The organism is Variovorax sp. GW821-FHT09D05 (genome assembly GCF_059416325.1).
In genome coordinates this window covers 384,364-409,552 of the sequence record NZ_JBWKOZ010000002.1, presented here as the reverse complement: position 1 = coordinate 409,552, position 25,189 = coordinate 384,364, and the positions used below count along the sequence as shown (strand labels likewise).

At 68.3% G+C, this 25,189-nt stretch carries 28 protein-coding genes; 20 read left to right on the top strand and 8 right to left on the bottom strand.

Translation table 11 applies throughout. The annotated features are described in order from the left end of the window. Nucleotides 1-6: 6 nt before the first annotated feature. Nucleotides 7-1,023: a 1-aminocyclopropane-1-carboxylate deaminase gene (locus AC07O3_RS06540; protein WP_093055400.1), complete on the bottom strand. Its 1,017-nt coding sequence runs from the start codon at nucleotides 1,021-1,023 to the stop codon at nucleotides 7-9. Nucleotides 1,024-1,159: 136 nt separating this feature from the next. On the opposite strand from AC07O3_RS06540, the gene AC07O3_RS06535 reads away from it, so the two are divergent. The 4 genes from AC07O3_RS06535 (at nucleotide 1,160) to AC07O3_RS06520 (ending at nucleotide 4,743) form a co-directional block, all read left to right on the top strand. Further along, nucleotides 1,160-1,645, top strand: a complete 486-nt coding sequence (locus tag AC07O3_RS06535; protein ID WP_495338872.1) for an Lrp/AsnC family transcriptional regulator — start codon at nucleotides 1,160-1,162, stop codon at nucleotides 1,643-1,645. Between the two features lie 35 nt (nucleotides 1,646-1,680). Further along, a complete protein-coding gene (locus tag AC07O3_RS06530) occupies nucleotides 1,681-2,610 on the top strand; it encodes an alpha/beta hydrolase (RefSeq protein WP_495338871.1) in 930 nt (309 codons plus the stop codon). 64 nt (nucleotides 2,611-2,674) lie between these two features. Then, on the top strand, nucleotides 2,675-3,739 hold the full coding sequence (fba, locus tag AC07O3_RS06525; protein WP_013544161.1) for a class II fructose-bisphosphate aldolase: 1,065 nt from the start codon (nucleotides 2,675-2,677) through the stop codon (nucleotides 3,737-3,739). 98 nt (nucleotides 3,740-3,837) lie between these two features. Then, nucleotides 3,838-4,743, top strand: coding sequence for a phosphoribosylaminoimidazolesuccinocarboxamide synthase (locus AC07O3_RS06520; protein WP_093055406.1), 906 nt, complete (start codon nucleotides 3,838-3,840; stop codon nucleotides 4,741-4,743). A gap of 4 nt (nucleotides 4,744-4,747) precedes the next feature. On the opposite strand, the gene AC07O3_RS06515 is transcribed toward AC07O3_RS06520, so the two are convergent. Continuing rightward, the gene (locus tag AC07O3_RS06515) at nucleotides 4,748-5,191 is read right to left on the bottom strand and encodes an META domain-containing protein (RefSeq protein ID WP_495338870.1); all 444 of its coding nucleotides are present in this window, start codon (nucleotides 5,189-5,191) and stop codon (nucleotides 4,748-4,750) included. Between the two features lie 108 nt (nucleotides 5,192-5,299). Next, a complete protein-coding gene (locus tag AC07O3_RS06510) occupies nucleotides 5,300-6,220 on the bottom strand; it encodes a tetratricopeptide repeat protein (RefSeq protein WP_093076187.1) in 921 nt (306 codons plus the stop codon). A 36-nt stretch (nucleotides 6,221-6,256) separates the two neighbouring features. Between AC07O3_RS06510 and purE the strand changes: the two genes are divergently transcribed. From purE to AC07O3_RS06495, 3 genes are read left to right on the top strand one after another with little or no spacing between them, the layout of a single operon-like run. Beyond that, a complete protein-coding gene (gene purE, locus AC07O3_RS06505) occupies nucleotides 6,257-6,817 on the top strand; it encodes a 5-(carboxyamino)imidazole ribonucleotide mutase (RefSeq protein ID WP_093055414.1) in 561 nt (186 codons plus the stop codon). Further along, a complete protein-coding gene (locus AC07O3_RS06500) occupies nucleotides 6,814-8,016 on the top strand; it encodes a 5-(carboxyamino)imidazole ribonucleotide synthase (protein ID WP_093055416.1) in 1,203 nt (400 codons plus the stop codon). Before purE ends, AC07O3_RS06500 begins: the two co-directional genes overlap by 4 nt. Further along, a complete protein-coding gene (locus tag AC07O3_RS06495) occupies nucleotides 8,013-9,014 on the top strand; it encodes an L-threonylcarbamoyladenylate synthase (RefSeq protein ID WP_093174282.1) in 1,002 nt (333 codons plus the stop codon). Before AC07O3_RS06500 ends, AC07O3_RS06495 begins: the two co-directional genes overlap by 4 nt. 7 nt (nucleotides 9,015-9,021) lie before the next feature. Here the strand turns inward: AC07O3_RS06495 and AC07O3_RS06490 are convergent, their stop codons facing one another. The 3 genes from AC07O3_RS06490 to AC07O3_RS06480 form a co-directional block, all read right to left on the bottom strand. Continuing rightward, nucleotides 9,022-10,587: an alpha/beta hydrolase family protein gene (locus AC07O3_RS06490; protein WP_495339006.1), complete on the bottom strand. Its 1,566-nt coding sequence runs from the start codon at nucleotides 10,585-10,587 to the stop codon at nucleotides 9,022-9,024. Nucleotides 10,588-10,763: 176 nt separating this feature from the next. After that, nucleotides 10,764-12,185: a D-alanyl-D-alanine carboxypeptidase/D-alanyl-D-alanine endopeptidase gene (gene dacB, locus AC07O3_RS06485; RefSeq protein ID WP_495338869.1), complete on the bottom strand. Its 1,422-nt coding sequence runs from the start codon at nucleotides 12,183-12,185 to the stop codon at nucleotides 10,764-10,766. A gap of 7 nt (nucleotides 12,186-12,192) precedes the next feature. Further along, the gene (locus tag AC07O3_RS06480; protein ID WP_093076638.1) at nucleotides 12,193-12,780 is read right to left on the bottom strand and encodes an NUDIX hydrolase; all 588 of its coding nucleotides are present in this window, start codon (nucleotides 12,778-12,780) and stop codon (nucleotides 12,193-12,195) included. Between the two features lie 79 nt (nucleotides 12,781-12,859). On the opposite strand from AC07O3_RS06480, the gene AC07O3_RS06475 reads away from it, so the two are divergent. Genes AC07O3_RS06475 through pyrF form a run of 5 tightly spaced genes read left to right on the top strand, consistent with a single transcriptional unit; the run spans nucleotide 12,860 to nucleotide 16,560 of the window. Next, a complete protein-coding gene (locus tag AC07O3_RS06475; RefSeq protein ID WP_495338868.1) occupies nucleotides 12,860-13,627 on the top strand; it encodes a DeoR/GlpR family DNA-binding transcription regulator in 768 nt (255 codons plus the stop codon). A 34-nt stretch (nucleotides 13,628-13,661) separates the two neighbouring features. Beyond that, on the top strand, nucleotides 13,662-14,372 hold the full coding sequence (gene tsaB, locus AC07O3_RS06470) for a tRNA (adenosine(37)-N6)-threonylcarbamoyltransferase complex dimerization subunit type 1 TsaB (protein WP_093174276.1): 711 nt from the start codon (nucleotides 13,662-13,664) through the stop codon (nucleotides 14,370-14,372). Nucleotides 14,373-14,377: 5 nt separating this feature from the next. Then, entirely contained in the window at nucleotides 14,378-14,920 is a 543-nt protein-coding gene (gene rimI / locus AC07O3_RS06465; RefSeq protein ID WP_093055428.1) for a ribosomal protein S18-alanine N-acetyltransferase, read from the top strand. Beyond that, nucleotides 14,917-15,702, top strand: a complete 786-nt coding sequence (locus AC07O3_RS06460) for a uracil-DNA glycosylase family protein (protein WP_495338867.1) — start codon at nucleotides 14,917-14,919, stop codon at nucleotides 15,700-15,702. The genes rimI and AC07O3_RS06460 overlap by 4 nt, the downstream gene beginning before the upstream one ends. A 33-nt stretch (nucleotides 15,703-15,735) precedes the next feature. Then, a complete protein-coding gene (gene pyrF, locus AC07O3_RS06455; protein WP_093076177.1) occupies nucleotides 15,736-16,560 on the top strand; it encodes an orotidine-5'-phosphate decarboxylase in 825 nt (274 codons plus the stop codon). 12 nt (nucleotides 16,561-16,572) lie between these two features. On the opposite strand, the gene AC07O3_RS06450 is transcribed toward pyrF, so the two are convergent. Then, complete coding sequence (locus AC07O3_RS06450; RefSeq protein WP_093055434.1) at nucleotides 16,573-17,307, bottom strand: helix-turn-helix domain-containing protein; 735 nt, start codon at nucleotides 17,305-17,307, stop codon at nucleotides 16,573-16,575. Nucleotides 17,308-17,453: 146 nt separating this feature from the next. Here AC07O3_RS06450 and AC07O3_RS06445 point away from each other — a divergent pair, with 146 nt between their 5' ends. The 7 genes from AC07O3_RS06445 (at nucleotide 17,454) to AC07O3_RS06415 (ending at nucleotide 23,826) form a co-directional block, all read left to right on the top strand. Next, a complete protein-coding gene (locus AC07O3_RS06445; protein ID WP_093055436.1) occupies nucleotides 17,454-18,308 on the top strand; it encodes a hypothetical protein in 855 nt (284 codons plus the stop codon). Nucleotides 18,309-18,322: 14 nt separating this feature from the next. Further along, complete coding sequence (locus tag AC07O3_RS06440; RefSeq protein ID WP_495338866.1) at nucleotides 18,323-20,278, top strand: MFS transporter; 1,956 nt, start codon at nucleotides 18,323-18,325, stop codon at nucleotides 20,276-20,278. Between the two features lie 126 nt (nucleotides 20,279-20,404). Beyond that, on the top strand, nucleotides 20,405-20,911 hold the full coding sequence (locus tag AC07O3_RS06435) for a YiaA/YiaB family inner membrane protein (protein WP_093076174.1): 507 nt from the start codon (nucleotides 20,405-20,407) through the stop codon (nucleotides 20,909-20,911). Between the two features lie 27 nt (nucleotides 20,912-20,938). Continuing rightward, a complete protein-coding gene (locus tag AC07O3_RS06430; RefSeq protein ID WP_495338865.1) occupies nucleotides 20,939-21,397 on the top strand; it encodes a hypothetical protein in 459 nt (152 codons plus the stop codon). Beyond that, complete coding sequence (locus AC07O3_RS06425; RefSeq protein ID WP_495338864.1) at nucleotides 21,394-22,212, top strand: DUF2145 domain-containing protein; 819 nt, start codon at nucleotides 21,394-21,396, stop codon at nucleotides 22,210-22,212. Before AC07O3_RS06430 ends, AC07O3_RS06425 begins: the two co-directional genes overlap by 4 nt. A 25-nt stretch (nucleotides 22,213-22,237) precedes the next feature. Further along, nucleotides 22,238-23,308 (top strand): serine endopeptidase, encoded by a 1,071-nt coding sequence (locus AC07O3_RS06420; RefSeq protein WP_495338863.1) that lies wholly within the window; start codon nucleotides 22,238-22,240, stop codon nucleotides 23,306-23,308. 137 nt (nucleotides 23,309-23,445) lie between these two features. Further along, a complete protein-coding gene (locus tag AC07O3_RS06415) occupies nucleotides 23,446-23,826 on the top strand; it encodes a DUF3597 domain-containing protein (RefSeq protein ID WP_093055446.1) in 381 nt (126 codons plus the stop codon). A gap of 72 nt (nucleotides 23,827-23,898) precedes the next feature. Here AC07O3_RS06415 and AC07O3_RS06410 read toward each other — a convergent pair whose 3' ends face one another. Continuing rightward, entirely contained in the window at nucleotides 23,899-24,681 is a 783-nt protein-coding gene (locus AC07O3_RS06410) for an SDR family NAD(P)-dependent oxidoreductase (RefSeq protein WP_495338862.1), read from the bottom strand. A gap of 136 nt (nucleotides 24,682-24,817) precedes the next feature. Between AC07O3_RS06410 and AC07O3_RS06405 the strand changes: the two genes are divergently transcribed. Next, nucleotides 24,818-25,186: a hypothetical protein gene (locus tag AC07O3_RS06405; RefSeq protein WP_256329066.1), complete on the top strand. Its 369-nt coding sequence runs from the start codon at nucleotides 24,818-24,820 to the stop codon at nucleotides 25,184-25,186. Nucleotides 25,187-25,189 lie beyond the last annotated feature (3 nt).

Sequence of the window (25,189 nt, the reverse complement as noted above, 5' to 3'; positions counted from 1 at the left end):
ATCGGCTCAACCGTTGCGGAACAGGAAGCTGTAGGCGTTCAGCGCGGGCACCCCGCCCAGGTGCGCATACAGCACCTTCGAGCCGGCCGGGAATTCCCCCAGCCGCACCTTCTCGATCATCCCGTGCATCGACTTGCCCTCGTACACGGGGTCGGTCAGCATGCCCTCGAAGCGCGCGCACAGGCGAATGGCTTCCAGCGTGCCGTCGTTCGGCAGCCCGTACTCGGGGCCGCCGAAGCGGCGGTCGAGCACCACGTCTTTCTCGGTGATGTCGCGGCCCAGCTCCACCAGCTCGGCCGTGTTCTTCGCGATGCGCAGGATCTGGTCGAAGGTCTGCTGCGGCTTGGCCGAGGCGTCGATGCCGATCACGCGGTCGGCCCGGCCGTCGGCCGCGAAGCCCACCACCATGCCGGCTTGCGTGCTGCCGGTGACCGCGCAGACCACGATGTAGTCGAACTTGAAGCCCAGCTCGGCCTCCTGCTGGCGCACTTCTTCGGCAAAGGCGACGAAGCCGAGCCCGCCGCGCGGATGCTCCGAGCAGCCCGCCGGAATCGGAAACGGCTTGCCGCCTGCCTTGCGCACGCTCTCCATCGCGTCTTCCCAGCTCTTGCGGATGCCGATGTCGAATCCTGCCGCGTCCAGCCGCACGTCGGCGCCCATGATGCGTGACATCTCGATGTTGCCGACCCGGTCGTACACCGCGTCGGAGTAGTTGACCCAGTTCTCCTGCACCAGCACGCATTTCAGCCCGAGGTGCGCGGCCACCGCGGCCACCTGCCGCGTCTGGTTCGACTGGATGCCGCCGATGGACACCAGCGTGTCGTAGCCGCCCTCGAGCGCCTCGGGGATCAGGTATTCGAGCTTGCGCGTCTTGTTGCCGCCGAAGGCCAGGCCGCTGTTGCAGTCCTCGCGCTTGGCGTACAGATCGACCTTGCCGCCGAGGTGCGCGCTCAGCCGCTTCAGCGGGTGAATCGGCGTGGGGCCGAAGGTCAGGGCGTAGCGGGGAAACTTCTTCAGATTCATGGGAGCGGCTCCAGGGAGTTGAAGCCTTAGATCGTAGAAAGAAGCGAACGCAACGTGCTTGCGAAGTTTTGTGGATTCTCTAGAGAAAAAAAGGCACTATGGCCAGATCGAAAACTTTCAAGCCGAAAAATAAGGCATGAACACAACAAAATTGCGTATCGCGCCGGAGCTCGATCGCACCGACCGCGCCATCCTCCGCGCCCTTCAGCGCGACGCCTCGCTGTCGAACGTGGCGCTGGCCGCCAAGGTCAATCTCAGTGCAGCCGCCTGCCTGCGCCGCGTCGAGCGGCTCAAGGCGGAGGGGTTCATCAAGGGCATCGTCGCCCTGCTCGATGCCGACGCGCTCGACGTCGGCATGCTCGTGATGATCGGCGTGGTGCTCGACCGCTCCACGCCCGACTCGTTCGCCGATTTCGAGAAGGCCGCGCAGAAGGTGTCGGGCTGCCTCGAATGCCATGTGGTCACGGGCGAGTTCGATTACTTCATGCTCGTGCGCACGCGCGACAACGACAGCTTCAACCACCTGCATGCCGAGCAGCTGCTGTACCTGCCGGGCGTGCGGCAGGTCCGGACTTTCGTTGTGCTCAAGCAGGTGCTGTCGACCACGCAGTTGCCGATCTGACGAAACCGGCGCCCGCCCGCGTGCGTACTGTTGCGATGAGTCTTCCCACCTTCGCGTCACTCCGCCGGCGCCGCGGCGCTTTCTTCATCGCCCTCTGCGTCATCGCCGCCGCAGTGCTCCCGGCCTGCTCGCCGGTCAAGGTGCTCAACGGCCTGGTGCCCACCGACACCTACCGGTTCCAGGGCGGCATCGCCTACGGCCAGGCGCCCCGCCAGTTGCTCGACGTGTACCAGCCGTTGCCGGCCACCCGGCCGGCCCAGGGTGTGCGGCCGCTGGTCGTGTTCTTCTACGGCGGCACCTGGACGACCGGCGACCGCGCCAGCTACAGGTTCGTCGGCGAGGCGCTGGCCGCGCGCGGCGCGGTGGTGGTGGTGCCCGACTACGGGCTGTCGCCGGCCTTCACCTACCCGGCGTTCGTGCGCGACAGCGCGCTGGCCGTCAAATGGGCGCTCGACAACGCGGCCCGGCTGGGTGCCGATCCGAAGCAGGTGTTCGTGATGGGGCACAGCTCGGGTGGCTACAACACCGCGATGGTGGCACTCGACGAGCGCTGGCTCGGCGAGGTGGGCGCCAGCCCGAAGCAACTCGCGGGCTGGATCGGCCTGGCCGGCCCCTACGACTTCCTGCCCATCGGCGACCCGCAGGCGCAGGCCGCCTTCAACTGGCCGGACACGCCGCCCGACTCGCAGCCGCTGGTGCATGTCACGCCAGCCTCGCCGCGCGCGCTGCTCATGGCGGCATCGAAAGACGACCTGGTCTACCCCGACCGCAACACCGGGCAGATGGCCACGGCGCTGCGCGCGGCGGGCGTGCCGGTGCAGGTCAGGCTGTTCGACAACCTGAGCCACGTGACGCTGATCGGCGCTTTCGCCAGGCCCATCCAGTGGCTGGGTGGGCCGGTGCTGCCGCCGGTGATGGAGTTCCTCGGGTTGGCGTCAGTCCTGTCCCACAAGGGGGCTCGGTAGAATTGCGGCAGTTTTCTCCTGTCTTTCAGCCTTCTTCTTTCCCTAATTTCCGCGAGGTATTTCCATGGCACTCGTCTCGATGCGCGAACTGCTCGACCATGCCGCAGCCAATGGCTACGGCATTCCGGCCTTCAACGTCAACAACCTCGAACAGGTCCAGGCCGTCATGGAGGCCGCCAAGGAAACCGGCGCGCCCGTCATCCTGCAAGCCAGCGCAGGCGCCCGCAAATACGCCGGCGAAGCCTTCATCAAGCACCTGATCCAGGCCGCCATCGAGCAGTACCCGAACATCCCGCTGGTCATGCACCAGGACCACGGCCAGAACCCCGACGTCTGCAAGGGCGCCATCGACCTGGGCTTCAGCTCGGTCATGATGGACGGCTCGCTCGAGGCCGACGGCAAGACCATCGCCAGCTACGACTACAACGTTGACGTCACCAAGAAGGTGTCGGACATGGCCCACCGCCTGGGCGTTACCGTCGAAGGCGAGCTCGGCTGCCTCGGTTCGCTCGAGACCATGAAGGGCGACAAGGAAGACGGCCACGGCACCGACGACACCATGACGCGCGAACAGCTGCTCACCGACCCCGAGCAGGCCGCCGACTTCGTCAAGCGCACCCAGATCGACGCGCTGGCCATCGCGATCGGCACCAGCCACGGCGCCTACAAGTTCACGCGCGAGCCCACCGGCGACATCCTGGCGATCGACCGCATCAAGGAAATCCACCGCCGCATTCCCAACACCCATCTGGTGATGCACGGCTCGTCGAGCGTTCCGCAGGAACTGCTGGCCATCATTCGCCAGTACGGCGGCAACATGAAGGAAACCTACGGCGTGCCCGTCAAGGAAATCCAGGAAGCCATCAAGCACGGCGTGCGCAAGATCAACATCGACACCGACATCCGCCTGGCCATGACCGGCGCGGTGCGCAAGTTCCTGGCCGAGAACCCCGAGAAGTTCGACGCCCGCGAGTGGCTCAAGCCCGCGCGCGAGGCCGCAAAGCTGATCTGCAAGCAGCGCTACATCGAGTTCGGCTGCGAAGGCCAGGGCGCCAAGATCAAGGGCGACACGCTGCAAGTGGTCGCCGCCAAGTACGCCAAGGGCGAACTGGCTCAGGAAGTCGTCTAAAAACTTCCCTGCGATTCGAGGGCCACCGTTCGCGGTGGCTTTTTTCTGCGCGCACAATCCGCTTTCCCGTCATCAGTTTCCCCACAGCATCTGTTCCCATGACCACCGTCCACACCTCCTCCATCCAGAGCCTGCCCCTGCTTGCGCGCGGCAAGGTGCGCGACAACTACGCCGTCGGCGAAGACCGCATCCTGATGGTCGCGAGCGACCGGCTCAGCGCCTTCGACGTGATCATGGGCGAGCCCATTCCCGGCAAGGGCGAGATCCTCACGCAGATGGCGCTGTGGTGGTTCGAGCGGCTGGGCCAGATCTGCCCCAACCACCTGACCGGCGACGCGCCCGAAAGCGCTGTAACACCCGACGAGGTGCCTCAGGTCACGGGCCGCTCGATGCTGGTCAAGCGCCTGAAGCCCATTCCGGTCGAGGCCGTGGTGCGCGGCTACCTGGCCGGCAGCGGCTGGAAGGAATACCAGGAAAGCCGATCGGTCTGCGGCGTGCCGCTGCCCGAGGGCCTGACCAACGCCAGCAAGCTGCCGCGCCCGATCTTCACGCCCGCCGCCAAGGCCGCGGCCGGCGAGCACGACGAGAACATCAGCTACGACCGCGTGGTCGAGATCGTCGGCCCCAAGCTGGCCCAGCAGATCCGCGAGACCAGCATCGCCATCTACGAAACCGCCGCCCAGATCGCCCTGACCAAGGGAATGATCATTGCCGACACCAAGTTCGAGTTCGGCCTGGACGAGGCCGGCACGCTCGTGCTGATGGACGAAGTGCTCACGCCAGACAGCTCGCGCTATTGGCCGGTCGAGGGCTACCAGGCCGCGCTGGCCACCGGCGCCAACCCGCCGAGCTATGACAAGCAGTTCGTGCGCGACTGGCTCGAAGCCACCAAGATCAACGGCAAGCCGTGGGACAAGACGCCCCCGGCGCCGCGCCTGCCGGCTGAGGTCATCGAGAAGACGGCTGCCAAGTACCGCGAGGCGCTGGAGCGCCTGACGGGCTGATCCTTCAGCGCGACGTTCCCGAATTCAACAGCGCCACCGTCCGCCCGCCGCCGTCCAGCAGCGCCAGCCGGCTCGGCCCCGCCAGCCGGTAGCTCGCGGTGCTCTGCAGCGCGGAAATGAACTGCGCTTCATTGGCCCCACGCGCCGGGTCCGCGCAGGCCATGCGGGTAGAGGCCAGTTGGCCGATCTTCAGTGTGATGCCGCTGCGCGTGAATGTGCCGGAGATGCGGTTGCAGCCGCCCGATCCGCTGACGCGGCCGCTGCTGCGGTCGAACTGAACTTGCGCTTCGCTCTGCCCGACCGGCTCTTCACCCAACTGAGCAAGGCGCCAGACCGGCCCTTCGATTGGTTCGTCGAGGCTGATGCCGCTGCCGCAACCGGTCAGGGCGGTCAGCAGCGCCGTCGTGGCAAGAAGGGGAAACACGATACGGCGGGCGAAGGAGCGCATGGCCAGTCTTCCTTTTCAATCTGCAACAAGTTGAATCGGGCGTGATCGTATTCGAGGCGGCCACGAAAAAGCGACCCCGAGGGTCGCTTTGTGGATCCGCTTTCCGGATCAGCTCAGCACGATGCTGCTGAGGCGGCGGCGATAAGTGGCCACCACCGGATCGTCCGGCGGGATCTGCCCGTCGGCCACCTTCACCTTCGGCGGCTCGATCAGGTCGAGGATGGCGATGTAGGTCTTGCGGGCCAGGTCTTCGCTCCAGGTCTTGTCGCGCATCAGGATGTCGAGCAGCTCGTCCATCGCGTCGGTCCAGCGCTGTGCGGCCATCAGCAGGCGGGCACGGCCGAAGCGGGCGTCGAAGTCGCGCTTGTTGGCGGCGATCTTCGCCTCGAACTCGGCGATCGCAGGCGCGGCGCCTGCCACCGGTGCTGCGAAATCGATAGCATCCATCCAGCGCTGCAATGCATCGAAGCGGCGTACCAGCGTGGTCTTGGCGATCACCGGGGCAAAGGCGACCTTGGCGTCGTCGACGCGGCCTTCCTGCAGCAGCAGCTTGATGTAGTCGAAGCGGGCGTCGTCGTTGGCCGGGTCGGTGGCCACGGCGTGCTGCAGCCGTTCGAGCGCGCCCTGGGTGTCGCCCTCGGCCAGCGCTTCCTGCGCGGCGGCTTCTTCAGAGGCGGCCTCGGCCTCGTCGGCGCCCGGCACGTGCTTGTCGAGGAATTCGCGGATCTTCTCGGCCGGAATGGCGCCGACAAAGCCGTCCACCGGCTGGCCGTCCTTGAACATCACGCAGAACGGGATGCTGCGCACGCCGAACATTTCGGACAGCTGCGACGAAATCTGCGGCACCTTGTCGGCGTCGAGCTTGGCCAGCGTGAAGCGGCCGGCGTACTCGACTTCGAGCTTTTCGAGCACCGGGCCCAGCTGTTTGCAGGGGCCGCACCATTCGGCCCAGATGTCCAGCAGCACCGGCGTGGCCACTGAGCCTTCGATCAGTTCGGCCTGGAAATTTTCGAGAGTGATGTCGATCATCGGAACCAGCTGAGGGTGAAACGTAAAATTGAAACCATGAACGAAACCATTCAGGTCGGTGTAGTGATGGGCTCGAACTCCGATTGGGAGACGATGCGCAACGCGGTCGAGATTCTCCAGCAATTCGGAATCAGTCACGAAGCAAAGGTGGTCTCGGCCCACCGGATGCCCGATGCGCTCTTCGCGTACGCCGAAAGCGCCGCCGGGCGCGGGCTCACCGCAATCATCGCGGGCGCGGGCGGCGCGGCCCATCTGCCGGGCATGCTGGCCTCCAAGACCACGGTGCCGGTGCTGGGCGTGCCGGTGGCCAGCCGCCACCTGCAGGGCGTCGATTCGCTCTACAGCATCGTGCAGATGCCCAAGGGCGTGCCGGTGGCCACTTTTGCTATCGGCAATGCGGGCGCGGCCAACGCGGCGCTGTTCGCGGTGGCAATGCTGGCGGTGAACGACCCGGCGCTGCGCGCGAAGCTTGATGCCTTCCGCACGGCGCAGACCGCCGCCGCCGAGGCCATGACGCTGCCGCCGGCTCCTGCCGGCGGTGTTGGAGAAGTGCCCCCCGTGTCCCCTTTCTCGCCGCAAGGCGGAGGTGCCCTGTGAGCAACAGCAAGAACGGTGACCTGCCCATCCTCCCGGGCGCCACGCTCGGCGTGCTCGGCGGCGGCCAGCTGGGGCGCATGTTCGCCCATGCGGCCCAGCGCATGGGCTACTTCACGGCGGTGCTCGATCCCGACACCGACAGCCCCGCCGGCCGCGTGAGCCACCACCACATCCACACCGACTACGACGACGTCGACGGCCTGGCCCGCCTCGCCGGCCTGGCCGATGCGGTGACGACCGAGTTCGAGAACGTGCCAGCGCCCTCGCTGGAGCACCTTGCGGTCGCGCGGCCGGTGTCGCCCGGCGCCTCGGCCATCGCCATCGCGCAGGACCGCATCGCCGAAAAGGCCCACTTCACCCGCTGCGGCGTGCCCTGCGCGCCCTACGCGGTCATCGAGACCGCGGCGCAGCTCGCCGCCGTTGAAGACAGCCTGCTGCCCGGCATCCTGAAGACCGCGCGGCTGGGCTACGACGGCAAGGGCCAGCAGCGCGTGAAGACGCGCGCCGAGCTGGTCGACGCCTGGCAGGCCACGGGCTGCGTGCCCTGCGTGCTCGAGAAGATGCTGCCGCTGGAGTTCGAATGCTCGGTCATCCTCGCGCGCAGCCGCGACGGGCAGATCGTGCACTTTCCGCCGCAGCGCAACCTGCACCGCGACGGCATCCTGGCTGTCACCGAGGTGCATCCGCAGAACATGCCGAAGACGGTGGCGCAGGGCGCGGTCAATTCGGCGAAGAGCATCGCCAACGGCCTGGGCTATGTGGGCGTGCTGTGCGTCGAGTTCTTCGCGCTGGCCGATGGCTCGCTGGTCGTCAACGAGATGGCGCCGCGCCCGCACAACAGCGGCCACTACACGATGGAAGCCTGCGACGTGTCGCAGTTCGAGCTGCAGGTGCGCACGCTCGCCGGCCTGCCGCTGGCCGCGCCGCGCCAGCACAGCCCCGCGATCATGCTCAACCTGCTGGGCGACCTGTGGTTCACCGCCGAGGGCGGCGACAAGCCGGTTTCGCCGCGCTGGAGCGAAGTGCTCGCGCTGCCGGGCGTGCACCTGCACCTCTACGGAAAGATCGACCCTCGGCGCGGCCGCAAGATGGGCCACCTCACGCTCACCGGCGCCACGCTCGAAGCCGTGCGTGCCACCGCCTCGCAGGCCGCGCTGCTGCTGGGCCTGCCGGCGGTGACTACCGCCGATCTCGCATGATCCTCGACGGCCGCTCCCCCGAGTCCATTGCCGAAGCCGCGCGTGTGCTTCGCGCGGGCGGGCTGGTGGCCTTTCCGACCGAGACTGTCTACGGCCTGGGGGCCGACGCGAGCAGCGACATGGCCGTGGCAGGCATCTTCAAGGCCAAGGGGCGGCCCGCCGATCACCCGCTGATCGTCCACGTGGCGGCCGGCATCAAGGGCACCGAGTCGTTGTCGCGCTTCGCCCAGCCGCTGCCGCTCTTCGCGCAGAAACTCGTGCAGGCCTTCTGGCCCGGGCCGCTCACGCTGATCGTCACGCGCCAGCCCGGCGTGGGCGCGGCGGCGGCCGGCGGGCAGGACACCATCGGCCTGCGCTGCCCCTCGCATCCTGTGGCGCAGGCGCTGCTCGAAGCCTGCGCCCAGCAGGGTGTGCCCGGCCTTGCGGGGCCCAGCGCCAACCGCTTCGGCCGCGTCAGCCCGACCACGGCGCAGCACGTGCACGACGAGTTCGGCGACGCGCTGCTGGTGGTCGACGGCGGAGCCTGCGAGGTCGGTATCGAGTCGACCATCGTCGACTGCAGCCGCGGCGCCCCCGTGCTGCTGCGGCCCGGCCTGATCACGCGCGCGCAGATCGAGGCCGCCTGCGGCGAGAGGCTCAGCGACCGCGAAGTGCTCGAAACACCCGACCCGCGCGCCTCGGGCACGCTGGAGGCGCACTACGCCCCGGACGCCAAGGTGCGGCTGATGGACGCCAAGGCGATCCAGACCGGCCTCGACGTGCTGGGCGCGAATGCCGCGCACATCGCCGTGTGGTCGCGCACCGTGGTGCGCAGCCGCTCGCAGCGCGTGCTGCAGCGGCGCATGCCCGACGATGCGGCGGCCAGTGCGCAGCAGCTCTTCGCGGTGCTGCGCGAGTTCGATGCGCAGGGCGTCAAGCTGATCTGGGTCGAGATGCCACCCGACACGCCCGATTGGGAAGGCGTGCGGGATCGGCTGCAGCGCGCGTCAGCGGCCTGATCCTCGATCAGCCCCCAGCGGCGAGCACGCCCTGGAAGAAGCCACGGGCGGAGGCCAGGCAGAACGGCGGTGCCAGCGTGCCGTGGTACGCCAGCGTGACCGCCTGCGCCTTGTCAGATGCGCTGCCCGACGTGTTCTGCGCCAGCAGGGCCTTGGCCTGCGCGAAGCCGGCACGGGCCGTCGAGTAGGCGTCGATCGCGGCCGAATCTTCCAGGTCCACCACTGCCAGCGCGGTGGCCGGCACGCCCTTGGCGCGGAAGTAGCCTGACGTGGCGCGGGTGCTCACGAAGTTCACCGTCGGATCGTTGGCGCCGCCGCACATCAGCATCGGCCGGGTCGGCGTCCAGTTGCGCAGGTCGTTGGCGAGCGCCGCCTTGCGGAAGCCCGTGGACGGCTTGCAGTCCAGCGGCGATGCCGTGCTCAGCGACGCCGATGTGGGCGGCAGCGCGTTGCCGGGGCAGGGCGTGGCCTGGATGTCGCCGGCGGCCTGCGTCAGGAAGCTCTGCTTGATGAGGTTGTTGGCGCCGTAGAAGATCGACAGCGAGGGGCTCACCGGCCCCGGCGTGGCGTTCGCCGGGAACAGCGCCAGCTGCGGCAGCTTGCCGCTGGAGAACAGCGTGCCGGGCGAGGTGCTCGGCAGCAGGGTGTCGATGCCGTTGGCGTACTGCGCTTCATACACGTCGCTGGTGGAGCTGTAGACGTTGCCGAACTGCTGCTGCCAGCTGGTCGACAGCAGCGGCACGAACAGCGTGGCGCCCAGCGCCGGCCAGCCCTGGTAGGTGTAGTCCGTCAGCAGGCTGATGGCCGAGGGTGCCGACAGTGGCGCCGACGCCGTCACCGTCTTGCCCGTGGCCTGCATCTCGCGGTGCGCCGCCATTGCCACGTAGCCGCCCTGCGAGTAGCCGGTGATGAACAGCGAGCCGGCGTCGTTCGCGCCGATGCCCGAGAAGGTCTTGCGCGCGGCGGTGAGCGCGTCGACCATGTCCTTGCCCTGCTGGTCGCCGTTGAGATACGGGTGGTAGGGCAGGGTCGACTTGTCGTAGCCCGCGTAATTGGGCGCCACCACGATGTAGCCCTGCGCCGCGAACATGGCGGCAACCATCAGGCCCTCGCCGGCAGCCGCCTGCGTGCTGTCGGTCCACTTGGCCAGGTTGTAGGCCTTGGCGGCGGTGGTGCCGTGGGCATAGAGCACCACTGGACGCTGGCCGCCGCAGGCCACGTCGGAGCCGGTGGGCACCATGATCGCGGCGGTGGCGTTGGTGGCCTCGCTCTTCGCGCCGATGGTGCGGTATTCGAGATAGCGCAGGTCGATGCCGCACTTGGGCGTGCCCGCCACCTGCAGCAGCGCCTTGCCCTGGTCGCTGGCCTGCAGGCTGGCGGTGAACTGGTCGGCGGTCAGCTTCGCCGTCTGCTCGGGCGGGTTGGTGACCACCGAGCCCCGGCCGTCGTCGGTGGCGGGCGGCGGAACGCCCACCCCGATGCCGATACCCCCGCCACCACCACCGCCTCCGCAGGCGGCGAGCAGCAACAAGGTTGCGCCTGCGAGCGCCGTCAGGGCTGCTGTCTTGCGCATCGGGACGGACGAATGGGGGTGGGGCTTTGTCAAGGCATGTCTCCTGCGTTGGTTTTGTACGGAAAAGAACGACCGTCCGATTCTGTGCAGGGGCATGCCCGCGCGCAAGCGGGCGTTTGCCCTCAGAAGATTTCAGTACACGGCCGCTGGCCGTGCGCCTTGTCGAGCCGTCGGCCTCAGTTGTCCTGCGAGGCCCAGTCGACCAGCGCGTCGAACGCCGCGCGCGCCGCGCCCGCGTTCTCGCCGTTGGCAATGGCCACCAGCACGTAGCGGCGCCCGCTTGCGCCGTCCACGTAGCCGGCCACGCCGGATGCGTCGCGCAGAGTGCCCGTCTTCAGGTGGGCCGAGCCGCCGGAGCGCAGCGTGCGCTTCTTCAGCGTGCCGTCCACGCCCATGGCCGGCAGCGAGGACATCAGCTCCGGCATCACCGGCGAGCGCCACGCCACCTGCAGCATCTTGCCGAGCGCGGCGGCGCTGATGCGCTCGTCGCGCGACAGGCCAGAGCCGTTCTCGAACACCGGCTGCGCCTCGCCCGTGCCGATGCGCTCGCGCCACCACTGGCCCAACGCGGCGCGCGAGGCCTCGAAGGTGCCGCGGTTCTTCTGCGTGAGCCCGATCGTGAGGAACAGCTGCTGCGCCATCACGTTGTTGCTGTACTTGTTGATGTCGCGGATCACCTCGGCCAGCGGCGGCGATTCGAACTCGAAGGCCGGCTTCAGCCCCGCCGGCACGCGCCCCTCGCGCATTTGCCCGCCCACGCGCCCGCCCATCTCGGCCCACATGCCGCCGATGGCGCGCATGGCGTAGGTGCGCGGATCGCCGTAGGCCACGGCCCAGCTCTTCTCGCCACAGCCGGCCGGGAAGCCGCCGTTGAAGCGGATGCGGTTCACGTCGCTGAAGTCGGTGCGCAGCGCGGCGCGCCAGTCGCCGCATTCGCCGGGCACGATCGCCACGGTTGGCGGCATGGCCACGCTCGCCAGCGGAGGCTCGTAGCTCACCCGCGCGATCTGGCCGGCGCGGTCGGGCGCGAAAGTCATGTTGACCGACTTGAAGTTCACCAGCAGCGCGTCGGGCGAGGCGTTGTAGGGGCGCAGCGGCTCGCCGTCGAAGGCGCCAGGGTCGCCCTCGACCGTGGTCTCGAAGGCGCTGCGGTCGATGACGATGTCGCCGCTCACCGTGGTGATGCCCAGCCCCTGCACGTGGCGCAGCAGCAGCCACACGCGCTCCAGCACCAGCTTGGGGTCGCCCTGGCCCTTGATGTAGAGATTGCCGTTGAGCACGCCGTTGTTCACCGTGCCTTCGACGTAGACCGGCGTGGTCCAGCTGTAGGCCGCGCCGAGCAGGTCGAGCGCGGCGTAGGTGGTGACCAGCTTCATGATCGACGCGGGGTTCACCGGCGCCTGCGTGCGCCAGGCCAGGCGCGGCTGGCGCGTGCCGTCGGCCTCGACCACCAGCATGGTCACGGACTCGCGCGGCACCTTGGCACGGGCGAGGGCGGCATCGACCTGGGTCGGGAGTGCTTGCTGGGCGAAGGCGCCAGCCGGGGCCAGCAAGGAGAGAGTCAGTGCGCAGGCCGCGCGGCGGAAGGCAAGAGGCATCCGGCGATTATCCCGGCGCAAACACGTGAAGCTTCGCGTGATACAGCAGCATCACCGTCTTGGCGTCGGCGATGCGGCCGTCGGCCACCATGGCCAGCGCCTCGTCGATGGCCAGCTCCAGCACCTCGATGTCCTCGCCCTCCTCGGCCAGCCCGCCGCCCGCGCCGATGCGCATCGAGGGCTCGTAGGGCGCGACGAAGAAATGCAGCTTCTCGGTAACGGAACCCGGGCTCATGAAGCTCTCGAAGATCTTCTGCACCGTGCCGAGCCGGTAGCCGAGTTCTTCCTCGACCTCGGCGCGGATGCGCTCCTCGGGCTCCGCGTCGTCGAGCAGGCCGGCCGCGGCCTCGATCAGCAGGTCGTCGTGGCCGTTGACGAAGGCCGGATAGCGGAACTGGCGCGTCAGCAGCACGGTGCGCTGCGCGAGGTTGTAGGGCAGCAGGGTGGCGCCGTTGCCGCGGTCGTAGGTTTCGCGGTGCATGCGCTGCCATTGGCCGTCGTTGCGCCGCCAGTCGAAGGCGGTGGTGCGCAGCGTGTACCAGTTGTCGGAAAGCAGGGTGACTTCGTGCACCCGGACGCGGTCGTGGATGGTCATGGCGGCGAGCATATGTGCGAATTCGTGCAAAAACAAGAAAAAACGTGCAATAAACGGCGCGCACCGATACCATCGGCCGATGCTCACCAGCCAGCGCAAGCAACACATCCTCTCGGTCCTGCGACGTGACGGAAACGTCGTCGCGAAGTCGCTCAGCGAAGAACTCGGCCTGTCGGAAGACACCATCCGCCGCGACCTGCGCGAGCTGGCCGCCGAAGGCCTGTTGCAGCGCGTGCACGGTGGCGCGCTGCCGGTCGCGGCGGCCGAGGCCGACTTCGCGGGGCGCCAGCAACTGGCTCCTGATGAAAAGGTGGCCATCGGCCGCGCCGCTGCGCGCCTCGTGAAGCCGGGACAGGTGGTATTCATCGATGGCGGCACCACGGCAGTGCAGCTCGCGCGCCACCTGCCGGCGAATCTGCAGGCCACCGTGGTCACGCACAGCCCGTCGGTGGCCATCGAGCTGGTGGCGCATGCCGGCATCGAGGTGGTGCTGATCGGCGGGCGCCTCTTCAAGCACTCGGTGGTGGCGGTCGGCTCGGCGGCGATGGCGGCCATTGCGCGCATCCATGCCGACACGTATTTCATGGGCGTCACCGGCGTGCACGCCGAAGCAGGGCTGACCACGGGCGACCTGGAAGAGGCCGAGATCAAGCGCGCGCTGATGGCGTCGGCGGCCGAGACGGTCGTGCTGGCCTCGTCGGAAAAGCTCGGCGCAGCGTCGGCCTGGGTGGTGAACCCCGTGACCTCGGCCACCAGCCTGCTGGTATCGCCGGACGCTCCTGCCAAGGCGCTGGCGCCGCTGCGCAAGGCGGGGCTGACCATTTTGCGCAGCGATAACGGCGCGTGACCCTGGGGATTGGCCGCCCCTCGATAATCGGCGGATGCCCCTCGCCCTGCCCAAGCTGCTCGCCTTCGACACCAGCACCGAGCACCTGTCCGTGGCCGTGCTTCACGGCGACAGGCTGCTCGCGCACAACGGCGTTGGCGGCGCGCAAGCCTCGACCACCCTGCTCCCGCTGATCCAGCAACTGCTGGGCGACGCCGGGCTGGCACTGTCCGAGCTCGACGCCATCGTCTTCGGCCGCGGCCCCGGTTCGTTCACCGGGCTGCGCACCGCCTGCTCGGTGGCACAGGGACTGGCCTTCGGCGCCAAGGTGCCGCTGCTGCCGGTCGACACGCTGCTCGCCGTGGCCGAGGAAGCGCGCCATGCCTTCGGTGCCCAACAGGTGGTGGCCGTGCTGGACGCCCGCATGGACCAGATCTATGCCGCGCGCTACGACTTCGCGGCCAACGGCCCGCTTGGTGGCGACGACGAGCCTCTGCTGCTGTCGCCCGAAGACCTCGAAGTGCCCGCCGGCTGGGCGCTCGCCGGCAATGCCTTCGCCGCCTACGGCCTTCGCCTGGCCCCGCCCGCCACCCGCCACGAGGCGCTGCCGACCGCCACCGCCATGCTGCGGCTGGCCCCCGCGCTGCTCGCGGCCGGGCGCACAGTGCCGGCCGCGCAGGCCTGGCCGCTCTATGTTCGCGATAAAGTGGCGCAAACCACCGAAGAGCGCGCCGCCATCAAGGCGGCCGCAGCCGCCGCCAACTGACCCGCATGAGCGCCGTCCTCCAGCCCGTCGAAGCCCGCCTCGAACCGCTCACCGTCGAGCGGATCGATGCCGTCTGCGCGGTCGAGCAGACGGCCTACAGCCATCCCTGGACGCGCGCCAACTTCACCGATTCCATGGCCGTGGGCTACCACTGCCAGTGCCTGCTGGCGCCCGGCGTGGCACCGGGTGTGAGCTCGCCGGTCACGGAGCTGGGCGAAACGCTGATCGGCTACTTCGTCGCCATGAAGGGCGTCGACGAGGTGCACCTGCTGAACATCACCGTGGCGCCGGCCTTCCAGCGCCAGGGCTGGGCGCCGCTCATGCTCGAGGCGCTGGGCGGCTGGTCTCGCGGCGAGGGCGCGCAGTGGCTGTGGCTCGAAGTGCGCCAGAGCAACCAGCGCGCGCTCGACATCTACATGCGCCAGGGCTTTCGCAGCGTCGGCGTGCGCAAGGGCTACTACCCGGCGCACGACGGCAAGCGCGAGGACGCCGTCGTCATGAGCCTGCGTTTGAACGAATCAGGCTCCGCCTGGGGAGCCTTGCGATGAGTGCGGTACAGACATTGAAGCTCGACGCCCGCCAGCGCGCGATGCTCGACGAAATGGGCGTGAAGGTCTGGTGGCCCGTGCCCGAGGCTGTCGAAATGGCGGTGCCTGAGACGGCTGCTGTTGCCGAAGAAGAGGTGGCCGTGGCCGAGGAACGCGTGCAGGTCGAAGCACCCGTTGCCGCGCCAGCACCAGCCGCCCGGCCTGCTGCGGCACCAGCACCGGCTGCCCGCCCGGCGGCTGCGCCGCTGTCCCAGGGCGCTGCCGTACTGGTCGAGGCGCCCTGCCGCCTCTACGCCGACGCCGGCGCAGCCGAATCCACGCAGGGCGGCTGGCTGGTCGTGGCCGACATGCCGCCCGAAGCCGACGGCCGCCACGGCGAGCCCTTCGAGGGCGACGCCGGCCGCCTGCTCGACAACATGCTGCGCGCCCTGAAGCTGCACGACGGCCATACGCCAGTGCACCTCATGCGCACCCACCGCGGCGTGGCCGCCGGCCAGCCCGGCAGCCCGCGCGCAATCGATGAGGCCTTCGACGAGCACGCCGCAGCGCTCGCACCCCGCATCGTGCTGGCGATGGGCCCGCTGGCGGCGCAAAGCCTGATGCGCAGCGGCGACCCGCTGGGCAAGCTGCGCGGCCGCGTCGTGCCGCTGGATTCCGTCGGTGGCGCGGCGGTGGTGGCGACCTACCACCCCGCGTATTTGCTGCGCAACCCCGCCGACAAGGCACGCGCCTGGGCCGACCTCTGCCTGGCCGCCGAACAGCACACGCCCGCGCCCAACTGAGGGCCGAAAGCGGGCCGCCTAAAATCAGGCCCCATGACTTTCCTCGACAAGCTGGCCGCCGCACAGCAAAAAAACGGTTCCTTGCTCTGCGTGGGGCTCGATCCGGAGCCAGCCAGATTCCCGGGGCAGTTCAAGGGCGACGCCAGCCGCATCTATGACTTCTGCGCGCGCATCGTCGACGCGACGGCCGACCTGGTCATCGCCTTCAAGCCGCAGATCGCCTACTTCGCGGCCCACCGTGCCGAAGCCCAGCTCGAACAGCTGATGGAGCACATGCGCCGCAACGCGCCCCACGTGCCCACGATCCTCGACGCCAAGCGCGGCGACATCGGCTCCACCGCCGAGCAATATGCCCTGGAAGCCTTCGAGCGCTACGGTGCCGACGCGGTGACGCTGTCGCCCTTCATGGGCTTCGACTCGGTCGCGCCGTACCTCAAGCACGAGGGCAAGGGCGCCTTCCTGCTTTGCCGCACCAGCAATCCCGGCGGGTCCGACCTGCAGGGGCAGCGGCTGGCGGATGTAGCGGGGCAGCCCTTTTTGTACGAACACGTCGCCAGGCTGGCGCAGGGGCCGTGGAACCTGAATGGCCAGCTCGGCCTGGTGGTGGGTGCGACCTACCCCGCCGAGATCGAGCGCGTGCGTGAGCTCGCGCCGACGGTGCCGCTGCTGATTCCGGGCGTCGGCGCCCAGGGCGGCGATGCTGTAGCCACGGTACGCGCCGGCTGGCGTGCCGATGCGCCGATCGTCGTGAACTCGTCGCGCGCGATCATTTATGCGTCGTCGGGCGACGACTTTGCCGAAGCGGCAAAAATCGCCGCGCGCACCATGCGCGACACCCTGGAAGCCGCCAAGCCCTGATCGGCCCCGGGTTCAGCCCCGGCGCAGGCGGGTGAAGAGCTCGAATTCCCAGTTGCGCATGCCCAGCAGCAGCGTGTAGCCCTCGCGGTCCTTGGCCGACAGCTTCTGGTCCGTCTGGTGCTGCTGCGCGAAGTCCTGCGCCACGCGCTGCAGGCGCTCCAGGAAGGCTGGCGCCAGTGAGCGGCTGATCGAGCCGTGCACCAGCAGCAGGCCCTCGGCCGGGCCGTCGAAGCCGCCGCGGTAGTAGTCGAGCACCACGTTCTCGCGGAAGAACTCCATCACCGGGCCGTGCGGCCGCCAGCGGAAGGTCTTGGCGAGCTTCAGGCGATACCGGTTGAGCGGGCGCAGTTCGATGATGCCGATGCGGTCCAGCTGCGCCAGGCAGCCGATGCACTCGGCCTCGCTCACGCGGTAGGCCGCCACGATCTGCTCCAGCGTCCACTGGCTCAGCACGCTGATGGCCACCAGCAGCAGCTTCTTGTCCTTGACCACGGCCTTTTCCTGCTCGTGCGTCAGCTCCTTCAGCAGCGGCTGGGCGTCGGCCACGCGGCGCGCCAGCTCGGCGAAATCGATCTTCAGCGCCCGGCAGATGGCGTCCACCCGCGACAGCGGCATGTCGCTCTTGGCCAGCATCCGCTTGACGCTGGATTCGGCCATGTCGAGCGACCGCGCCAGGTCGGCGTAGGTCATGCGGGCGCTCTTGAGTTCGTTCTTGAGGGCTTGGACGAGATCGACGGTGGTGCTCATGGGGCGGAAGCGTACACGGGCGCCGGCAAGTATCGATTGAAGATACCGTCAGGTGTGAATTAGTGCCACGTATCGATTCTCGATGCCTGTGGAGCGGCCCGCCACTAAATTCCGCGGCTCGTACAGACCACCCACCGAGGACCGCCATGCTCTTGCCCTCTCTCAGCCGCCGCGAACGCGGGTTGCTTTTCACCTTCGTGCTGCTCGCGCTGATCGCCTTCTTCGGGCCCGAGCTGCCGGCCGCCGAAGTCGCCATCGCCTCGGTGTTCGCCGACGACCGCGCCTGGCACGGCCTGCCCAACGCCATGGACGTGCTGAGCAACATCCCCTTCGTGGTGATCGGCCTGTGGGGCCTGTACCGGCTCAACCGCATCGACCGCTCGCACCAGGAGGCGCTGTCGCAATTCCCCCTGGCCCCGCCCGCCAGCGACCCGCCCGACAACACGCTGGACTGCGCCTGGCTCTTCTTCGCCGGCCTGATCGCCACCGCCGCGGGCTCGGCCTTCTTCCACCTCGTGCCCGACGCCCCCCGGCTCGCGGCGGACCGCGCCGGCATGGCGGTGGCCTTCGCAGGCTTGATCGGGGTGGCGGTCTGCGAGCGGGTGAGCCAGCGCGCCGGCTGGCCCGCCGCCTGGTTCGTACTGACGGCCGGCCTGCTCTCGGCCGAGGTGTTCCAGGAAACCGGCAACGTCATGCCGTGGGCGCTGGTGCAGTTCGGCGGCATGGCGCTGGTGGTGACGCTGGCGCTGGCCACGCCGATGCGCAAGTCGGTCGGGCTGAAGCTGGGCTGGGTCATCTTCTTCTACGTGCTGGCCAAGGCTTTCGAGCTGGCCGACCACCAGATCTACGAATTCACGCGGCACACGGTTTCGGGCCATACGCTGAAGCACCTGACGGCCTCGCTCGCCGGGCTGCCCGTGGTGCTTGCGCTTCACAAGCTCGAAATGCGCTGGGAAGCCGCACTACGGCACAATCCGGGCGCCGCCGCCGTGGCCGCCTGAGGAGCACTCTTCGAATGACAAATCCCGCCGCTGCCGCAGCCACACCCGTGGCCCATGAAGCGAACGCCCACGCCAACCAGTTCGCCCTCCTCAAGCAGCGGCGCTTCGCGCCTTTCTTCTGGACCCAGTTCGCCGGCGCGGCGAACGACAACCTCTTCAAGTTCGCCTTCACCGTCATGGTGACCTACCAGCTCCAGCTGGGCTGGATGCCGCCGGCCATGGCGGGGCTGGTGATCGGTGCGCTGTTCATCTTGCCGTTTTTGCTGTTCTCGGCCACGTCCGGCCAGCTCACCGACAAGTTCGACAAGACGAAGATGATCCGCTTCGTCAAGAACCTCGAGATCGTCATCATGCTGATCGCCGCCTGGGGCTTCGTCACGGCCAATGCCGTGGTGCTGCTGGGCTGCGTGTTCCTCATGGGGCTGCATTCCACGCTGTTCGGGCCGGTCAAGTTCGCCTACCTGCCGCAGGTGCTCGACGCGCGCGAACTCACGGGCGGCAACGGCATGGTCGAGATGGGCACCTTCGTCGCCATCCTGCTCGGGCAGGTGGCGGGCGGGCTGCTGGTGGCGATACCGCAGATCGGCCACATGAGCGTGGCCGTGGGCTGCGTGCTGCTGGCGCTGGTCGGGCGGGGCGTGGCGCAGGCCATTCCGAAGGCGCCGGCCACCGATCCGGGGCTGGTCATCAACTGGAACCCCATCAGCGAGACCTGGCGCAACCTCAAGCTCGCGAACGAGAACGTGGTGGTGTTCCGCTCGCTGCTGGGCATTTCGTGGATGTGGTTCTTCGGCGCAGTGTTTCTGAGCCAGTTTCCGAGCTTCGCCAAGGAAGTGCTGCACGGCGACGAGCAGGTGGCCTCCCTGCTGCTGGTGGTGTTCTCGGTGGGCATCGGCGTCGGCTCGCTGCTGTGCGAGACGCTGAGCCGCCGGCAGGTTGAAATCGGCCTGGTGCCGCTGGGCGCCATCGGCATGAGCGTGTTCGCGATCGACCTGTACTTTGCCTCGCGCGGCCTGCCCAAGGTGCCCGAGATGGGCATCGGCGCCTTCGTGCACCAGGGCGCGCACTGGCGCGTGATGGCCGACCTGGCACTGCTGTCGCTGTTCGCGGGGCTCTACAGCGTGCCGATGTACGCGCTGATCCAGCTGCGCAGCCAACCCACGCACCGCGCGCGCATCATCGCGGCCAACAACATCCTCAATGCGCTGTTCATGATCGGCAGCTCGGTCATCGCCGGCGCGCTGCTGGGCGCGGGCTTCACCATTCCACAGATCTTTTTGTTCACAGGCATCGCCAACGCGGTGGTGGCGTTCTACATCTTCATGCTGGTGCCCGAGTACCTGCTGCGCTTCGTGGCCTGGGTGCTGTCGCGCTTCGTCTACCGCTTCGATATCAGGGGCGAGTCGCACATTCCCACCGAGGGCGCGGCCGTGCTGGTGTGCAACCACGTGAGCTTCATCGACGCGGTGCTGCTGATGGCGGCGAGCCCGCGGCCGATCCGCTTCATCATGGACCACCGCATCTTCAAGGTGCCGGTGCTGGGCTGGCTGTTCAGGCTGGCCAAGGCGATCCCCATCGCGCCGCAGAAGGAAGACCCGGCAGCGTACGAAGCGGCCTTTGCCAAGGCGCTGGGCGTGCTGCGCGAGGGTGACCTGCTCGCCATCTTCCCGGAGGGCGCGATCACGCGCGACGGCACGCTGCAGCCCTTCAAGGGCGGCGTGATGAAGATAGTCGAGAGCGCACGCGCCGAAGGCCTGGAGCCGCCGGTGATCCCGATGGCGCTGATCAATCTCTGGGGCTCGTACTTCAGCCGCATCGAGCTGCGCGGCGGCGAACAGGTGGCCATGGCCAAGCCTTTCCGCCGCGGCTTCTTCAGCCGCGTGGGCCTGAACGTCGGCGGCCCCGTGCCGCCGGCCGAGGTGCAGCCCGAGTCGCTGCGCCAGCGCGTGAGCGCCCTGCTGGGCGCCTGAAACACCTCAAAAGTATCGGCTACAGATACCAGTGGCGCTGAAAGCCGCCACTGGTGCAAGCATTCAAGCCTCGCGGTGCGGGGGCGAACCATCATTCGCTCACCTTCACTACGCCGCGAGGCACACATGCAACCCCTCTCATCCACCTCGACCGTTTTCATCCAGCGCGACACGCGGGCCTGGCAGTTCCAGGCCTGGGCTTCGTTCGCGATCGCCGTCTTCCTGTGCGCCACCGGGCTGAGCTGGCTGCCAGGGGAGGCGCTGGACCGGGCGTTCATGGTGATGGGCTACGTGTTCTGCCTGAGCACCGCCTTCATGCTGGCCAAGTTCGTCCGCGACAGCCAGCAGGCCGCCGAGCGCGGCGCCGATGCGGGCCGTGACGTGCCGATGTGGAAGCTGGTCGTCTGGGGCAGCTTCTTCACCGCGATGGGCCTGACCGGCTGGGGCCTCGTGCGCATGGAGATCAACGAGGCTTACAAGGCCTTCCTGGGCGTGAGCTGGCTGTTCCTCATCAGCTCGGCCTTCACGCTGGCCAAGACGCTGCGCGACCGCCATGAGGCCGACATGGCCGAAGCCCGCATGCAGGGCCGCCGCATGGCCCGCGCCGAAGCCGCTGCTTCCTCTGCCGAATAACCCGTGTCCGATCAACGAAAGCCCATCATGAAAAAGTCGATTGCCGCTGTCCTCGTCGCTGCCTGCACCGCCTTCGCCGGCGTCACGGTTCCCCTGCTTGCCCAGGCGCAGAGCGAAGCCTCGGTTGCTCTCTCTTTGATGCCTGTGGCATCGGTGGTGGTTACCGCCTCCGCCGTCGGGGCTTCTGCCACCACGGCGGTTGCGCTGCCTGCCGCGCTGTCGGTTGCCGGCTCTACGCTCACCGTGGTCGCGGTCGAAGCCTCTGCCGATGGCACGGTGTACGTACTCGAACGCGCCTCGGACGGCGCGCGTGCCAGCATCAAGGTGGCGGGGCGCGCGGCCAACGGCCTGTCGAATGCGGTGGGCACCAGCGTCGTCGTCAGCGTGATCGGCACGGGCGTCGTGCTGTCGGCCGCCGGCGAGGTGCTGGCCTTCGTGCCCAACGCCATCGGCCGCGCGCTGCTCTACAACGAGAGGCTGTCATGAAGCGCGGCGCGCTGCCCGTGTTCTGCGGGTTCGCCACCATCGTCGTCTTTGCCGCGATGGCCTTGCTGCCGATGCAGGCGCAGGCCGGCCGCTCGTGCGAGCAGGTCAAGCCGACGCCCGACGTGATCGTCAAGGGCATGCAGATGGCCGAGCGCACCTCGCAGGCGCTCGACGCCAGCGGCGCGCGCGTCGTGATCCTCGCGCGTGCCGGGCAGGACCTGAGCAAGTACGGCCTGCGCTATTCGCACCTGGGCTTCGCCTACAAGACCGATGCCGGCCCGTGGCGCGTGGTGCACAAGCTCAACCAGTGCGGCACCGCGGTGGCCGCCGTCTACCGCCAGGGGCTGGGCGAGTTCTTCCTCGACGACCCGTGGCGCTACGAGGCGGCCTGGGTCGTGCCCACGCCCGACGTGCAGACGCATCTGCTGGCCGCGCTGAACGAATCGCCCGCGCGCATCGTGCGGCTGCACACCGCGCCCTACAGCATCGTGAGCTACGTCTGGGGTCAGAAGTACCAGCAGTCGAACCAGTGGGCAGTGGAGACGCTGGCCGCCGCCATGGAGCCCGCCACCATCAACAGCCGCGCGCAGGCGCAGGCCTGGATGCAGTTCAAGGGCTACGAGCCGACCACGCTGAAGCTCGGGCCGCTCACCCGGCTGGGCGGGCGCGTAGGCTCGGCCAACGTGGCCTTCGACGATCATCCGAACGACAAGCGGTTCTCGGACCGCATCGAGACGGTGACGGTCGATTCGGTGTTCGCGTGGCTGCCGCGTGCGGGGCTGGGTGCGGCGCCGGTGACACTCAGGCTTCAATGAAGAAAGACAAGAAGGAGAAAACAACATGAGCAAATCCCTGCGCCTTTCCGAAAAATGGTTCCGCCGCGGCCTCTGGCTGGTGGCGCTGGTGTTCGCGAGCTTCCTCATCGGGCTCGGCAGCACCGTCGTGAGTGACCTGCCGCAAGTGGAGCGCGTGCGCCAGCTCGACGACTTCATCGACAAGCCCAGGGCCGAGCCGCTGCGCGCCACCATCAAGGCCTCGGAAGCCGCGGAGCTGCAGGCCGCGCGCGACCTCGACCAGATCCGCCTGCAACTCAACGCCGCGCAGCAGGCCAGCGCCAATGCACGCGAAACCTTCGGCAACTGGATCGCCACGCGCCGCGCCACCGCGCAGCCCGACCAGGACACCGAGCTCATCGCGCGCACCAAGACGCTCGACGCCTTCAAGCAGAAGGAAGACGAGCTGCAGCGCAAGGTCAACGCGCAGCAGCAGATCACGCTCGATGCGCGCCAGGCCGAGCAGCGCGCCCGCACGGCGCTTTCCGACCTGGAGCGCGACGCGCAGATCAAGCTCGACGCCGAATACCGCCGCATCGAGCTGCGCGTGTTCGCCTACCGGCTGGCGCTCACGCTGCCGTTGCTGCTGGTGGCCGGCTGGCTGTTCGTGAAGAAGCGCAAGAGCACCTACTGGCCGTTCGTGTGGGGCTTCATCTTCTTCGCGCTTTTCGCTTTCTTCGTCGAGCTGGTGCCCTATCTGCCGAGCTATGGCGGCTACGTGCGCTACGTGGTGGGCATCGTGCTCACGGTGCTGGTGGGGCGCTATGCCATCGTCGCGCTCAACCGCTACCTGGCGCGGCAGAAGCTGGCCGAGCAGCAGCCCGACCAGGTGCGGCGCGAAGAGCTCAGCTACGACACCGCACTTGCGCGCCTGGGCAAGAGCGTGTGCCCCGGCTGCGAGCGGCCGGTGGACCTGAAGAACAACGAGATCGACTTCTGCCCGCACTGCGGCATCGGCCTGTTCGACCACTGCGGCAATTGCGAGACGCGCAAGAGCGCGTTCTCGAAGTTCTGCCATGCCTGCGGCACCTCGGCCGCGCCGCGCGTTCTGCCGCCCATTGCGTCACCTGCCGCGTAGTCTGCGAATTCGGTCACAGGAGGCGGTCCGATCGACACACCGTGTAGCTGGTATGCCGCACGGTCGTGCTACAACCGCCGACTGCGACACAAACGTTGCCGCAGACTTCCAGCCAACCCCTTCGACGGAGCACCAGCATGAGCATTTTCGGCAGCATCCTTTCCAAGATTTTCCCGTCCGCAAACGCCGCGCCCGCACCTGCTGCGCCGGCCCCCGACGCACCCGCAGGCGCCCCCGCCGCAGCGGCGCCGCCGCCCGCCATCACCGTGGTGGACGTCGAGGCCCTGCTCGACGGCATGCCCGGCGCGAGCAGCCTGAACTGGCGCACCTCCATCGTCGACCTGATGAAGCTCCTGGGCCTGGACAGCAGCCTCGACGCACGCAAGCAGCTGGCCGCCGAGCTGAGCTACGGCTCGGACACCAGCGACAGCGCCAAGATGAACATCTGGCTGCATCGCCAGGTGATGACCAAGCTGGCCGCGAACGGTGGCAAGGTCCCTGCCGAACTGCGCGACTGATCCGCTCGCAGTGCAAACAAAAAAGCCCGGCATGCCGGGCTTTTTGCTTGGGGGAGAAGGCGAAGAAAGGCTTCAGGTCCAGCCTGCATCGACCACATAGTCCTGCGCTGTGCACATGCGCGAATCGTCCGCCGCCAGGAACAGCGCCATCGCCGCAATGTCCTCAGCCATCACGCGGCCCGGCAGGCATTGCGCCGCATCGATCTCCGCGCCCGATTCGGGCTTGACCCACAGCTTGATCTGCCGCTCGGTCATCACCCAGCCCGGCACGATCGAATTCACGCGAATGCTCTGCTTGCCCAGGTCGCGCGCCAGCGAGCGCGTGAGGCCGCGCGCCGCCGCCTTGCAGGCCTGGTACACCGGGTAGCCCTTGCCCTTGATCATCCAGCTGATGGAGCCGAAGTTGACGATCGAGCCGCCGCCCAGCGCGCGCATGTCGTCGGCCACAGCCTGCGCCGCGAAGAACTGGTGCTTGAAGTTGACGGCCACGAGGCGGTCGAAGTCGTCGCTGGTCACGTCGGCCATCTCGTGGCGGCGGTCGTTGGCCGCGTTGTTCAGCAGCACGGCGATCGGGCTGAAGCGCTGGCGCACTGCGTCGATGGCGGCGGCGAGCGCGACTGTATCGGTCACATCGCACGGCACGAACAGCGCCGGGTGCTCGCCTTGCAGCTGGGCTGCGAGCGCGTTGCCGGCAGCCGCATCGAGGTCGCAGAAACCGACCTTCGCGCCCTGCGCGTGAAAGGCCCGCACCAGCGATTCGCCGATGCCGCTGGCGCCGCCGGAGATGAACACGGTGCGCCCGGCCAGCGAGGGATAGCGGGCGGTGTAGGGCGAAAGTTGTGATGCGTTGGTCATGTGAATGCAGCAACAGCGGTAAGGAGAGGCGGCAAGCGTACCGGATGCATGTGCCCCTGCCGGGCGCGGGGCCGCCGGCCGGTGTATGGCTTACGGCGAATGGGCAGCGCGGGCCTGTGTGACTAGGCTTGCCCGCATGACGAAGACCTTTCCCCGCCGCGCCCTCCTTGCGCTCTCGCTTCTCCCTGCCGCCCTGGCGGTGCGCTCAGTTCGCGCCCAGGCGCCGGCAGCGCCCGTGCAGCTCTTCAAGGTGGTGTCACCGCGCGACGAGGTCGTCGTGGGCGTCGATGCGGCGCAGCTCGGCGCGGGTTCCAACCCCGCCGTGGAGCGGCTGGCCGCACAGCTCGCGGCGAAGGGTCAGCTCACGCTCTGGCAGTACGCCTCGCACAAGGATGCGAGCGGTGCGCTGGTGCAGGCGCCGCTCAAGCAGATCGTCGTCTTCAAGAACGAGCTGCTGCGCATCGAGCCCTATGCGACGCCGCTACCGATTCAGCCCTTGAAGTAGCGG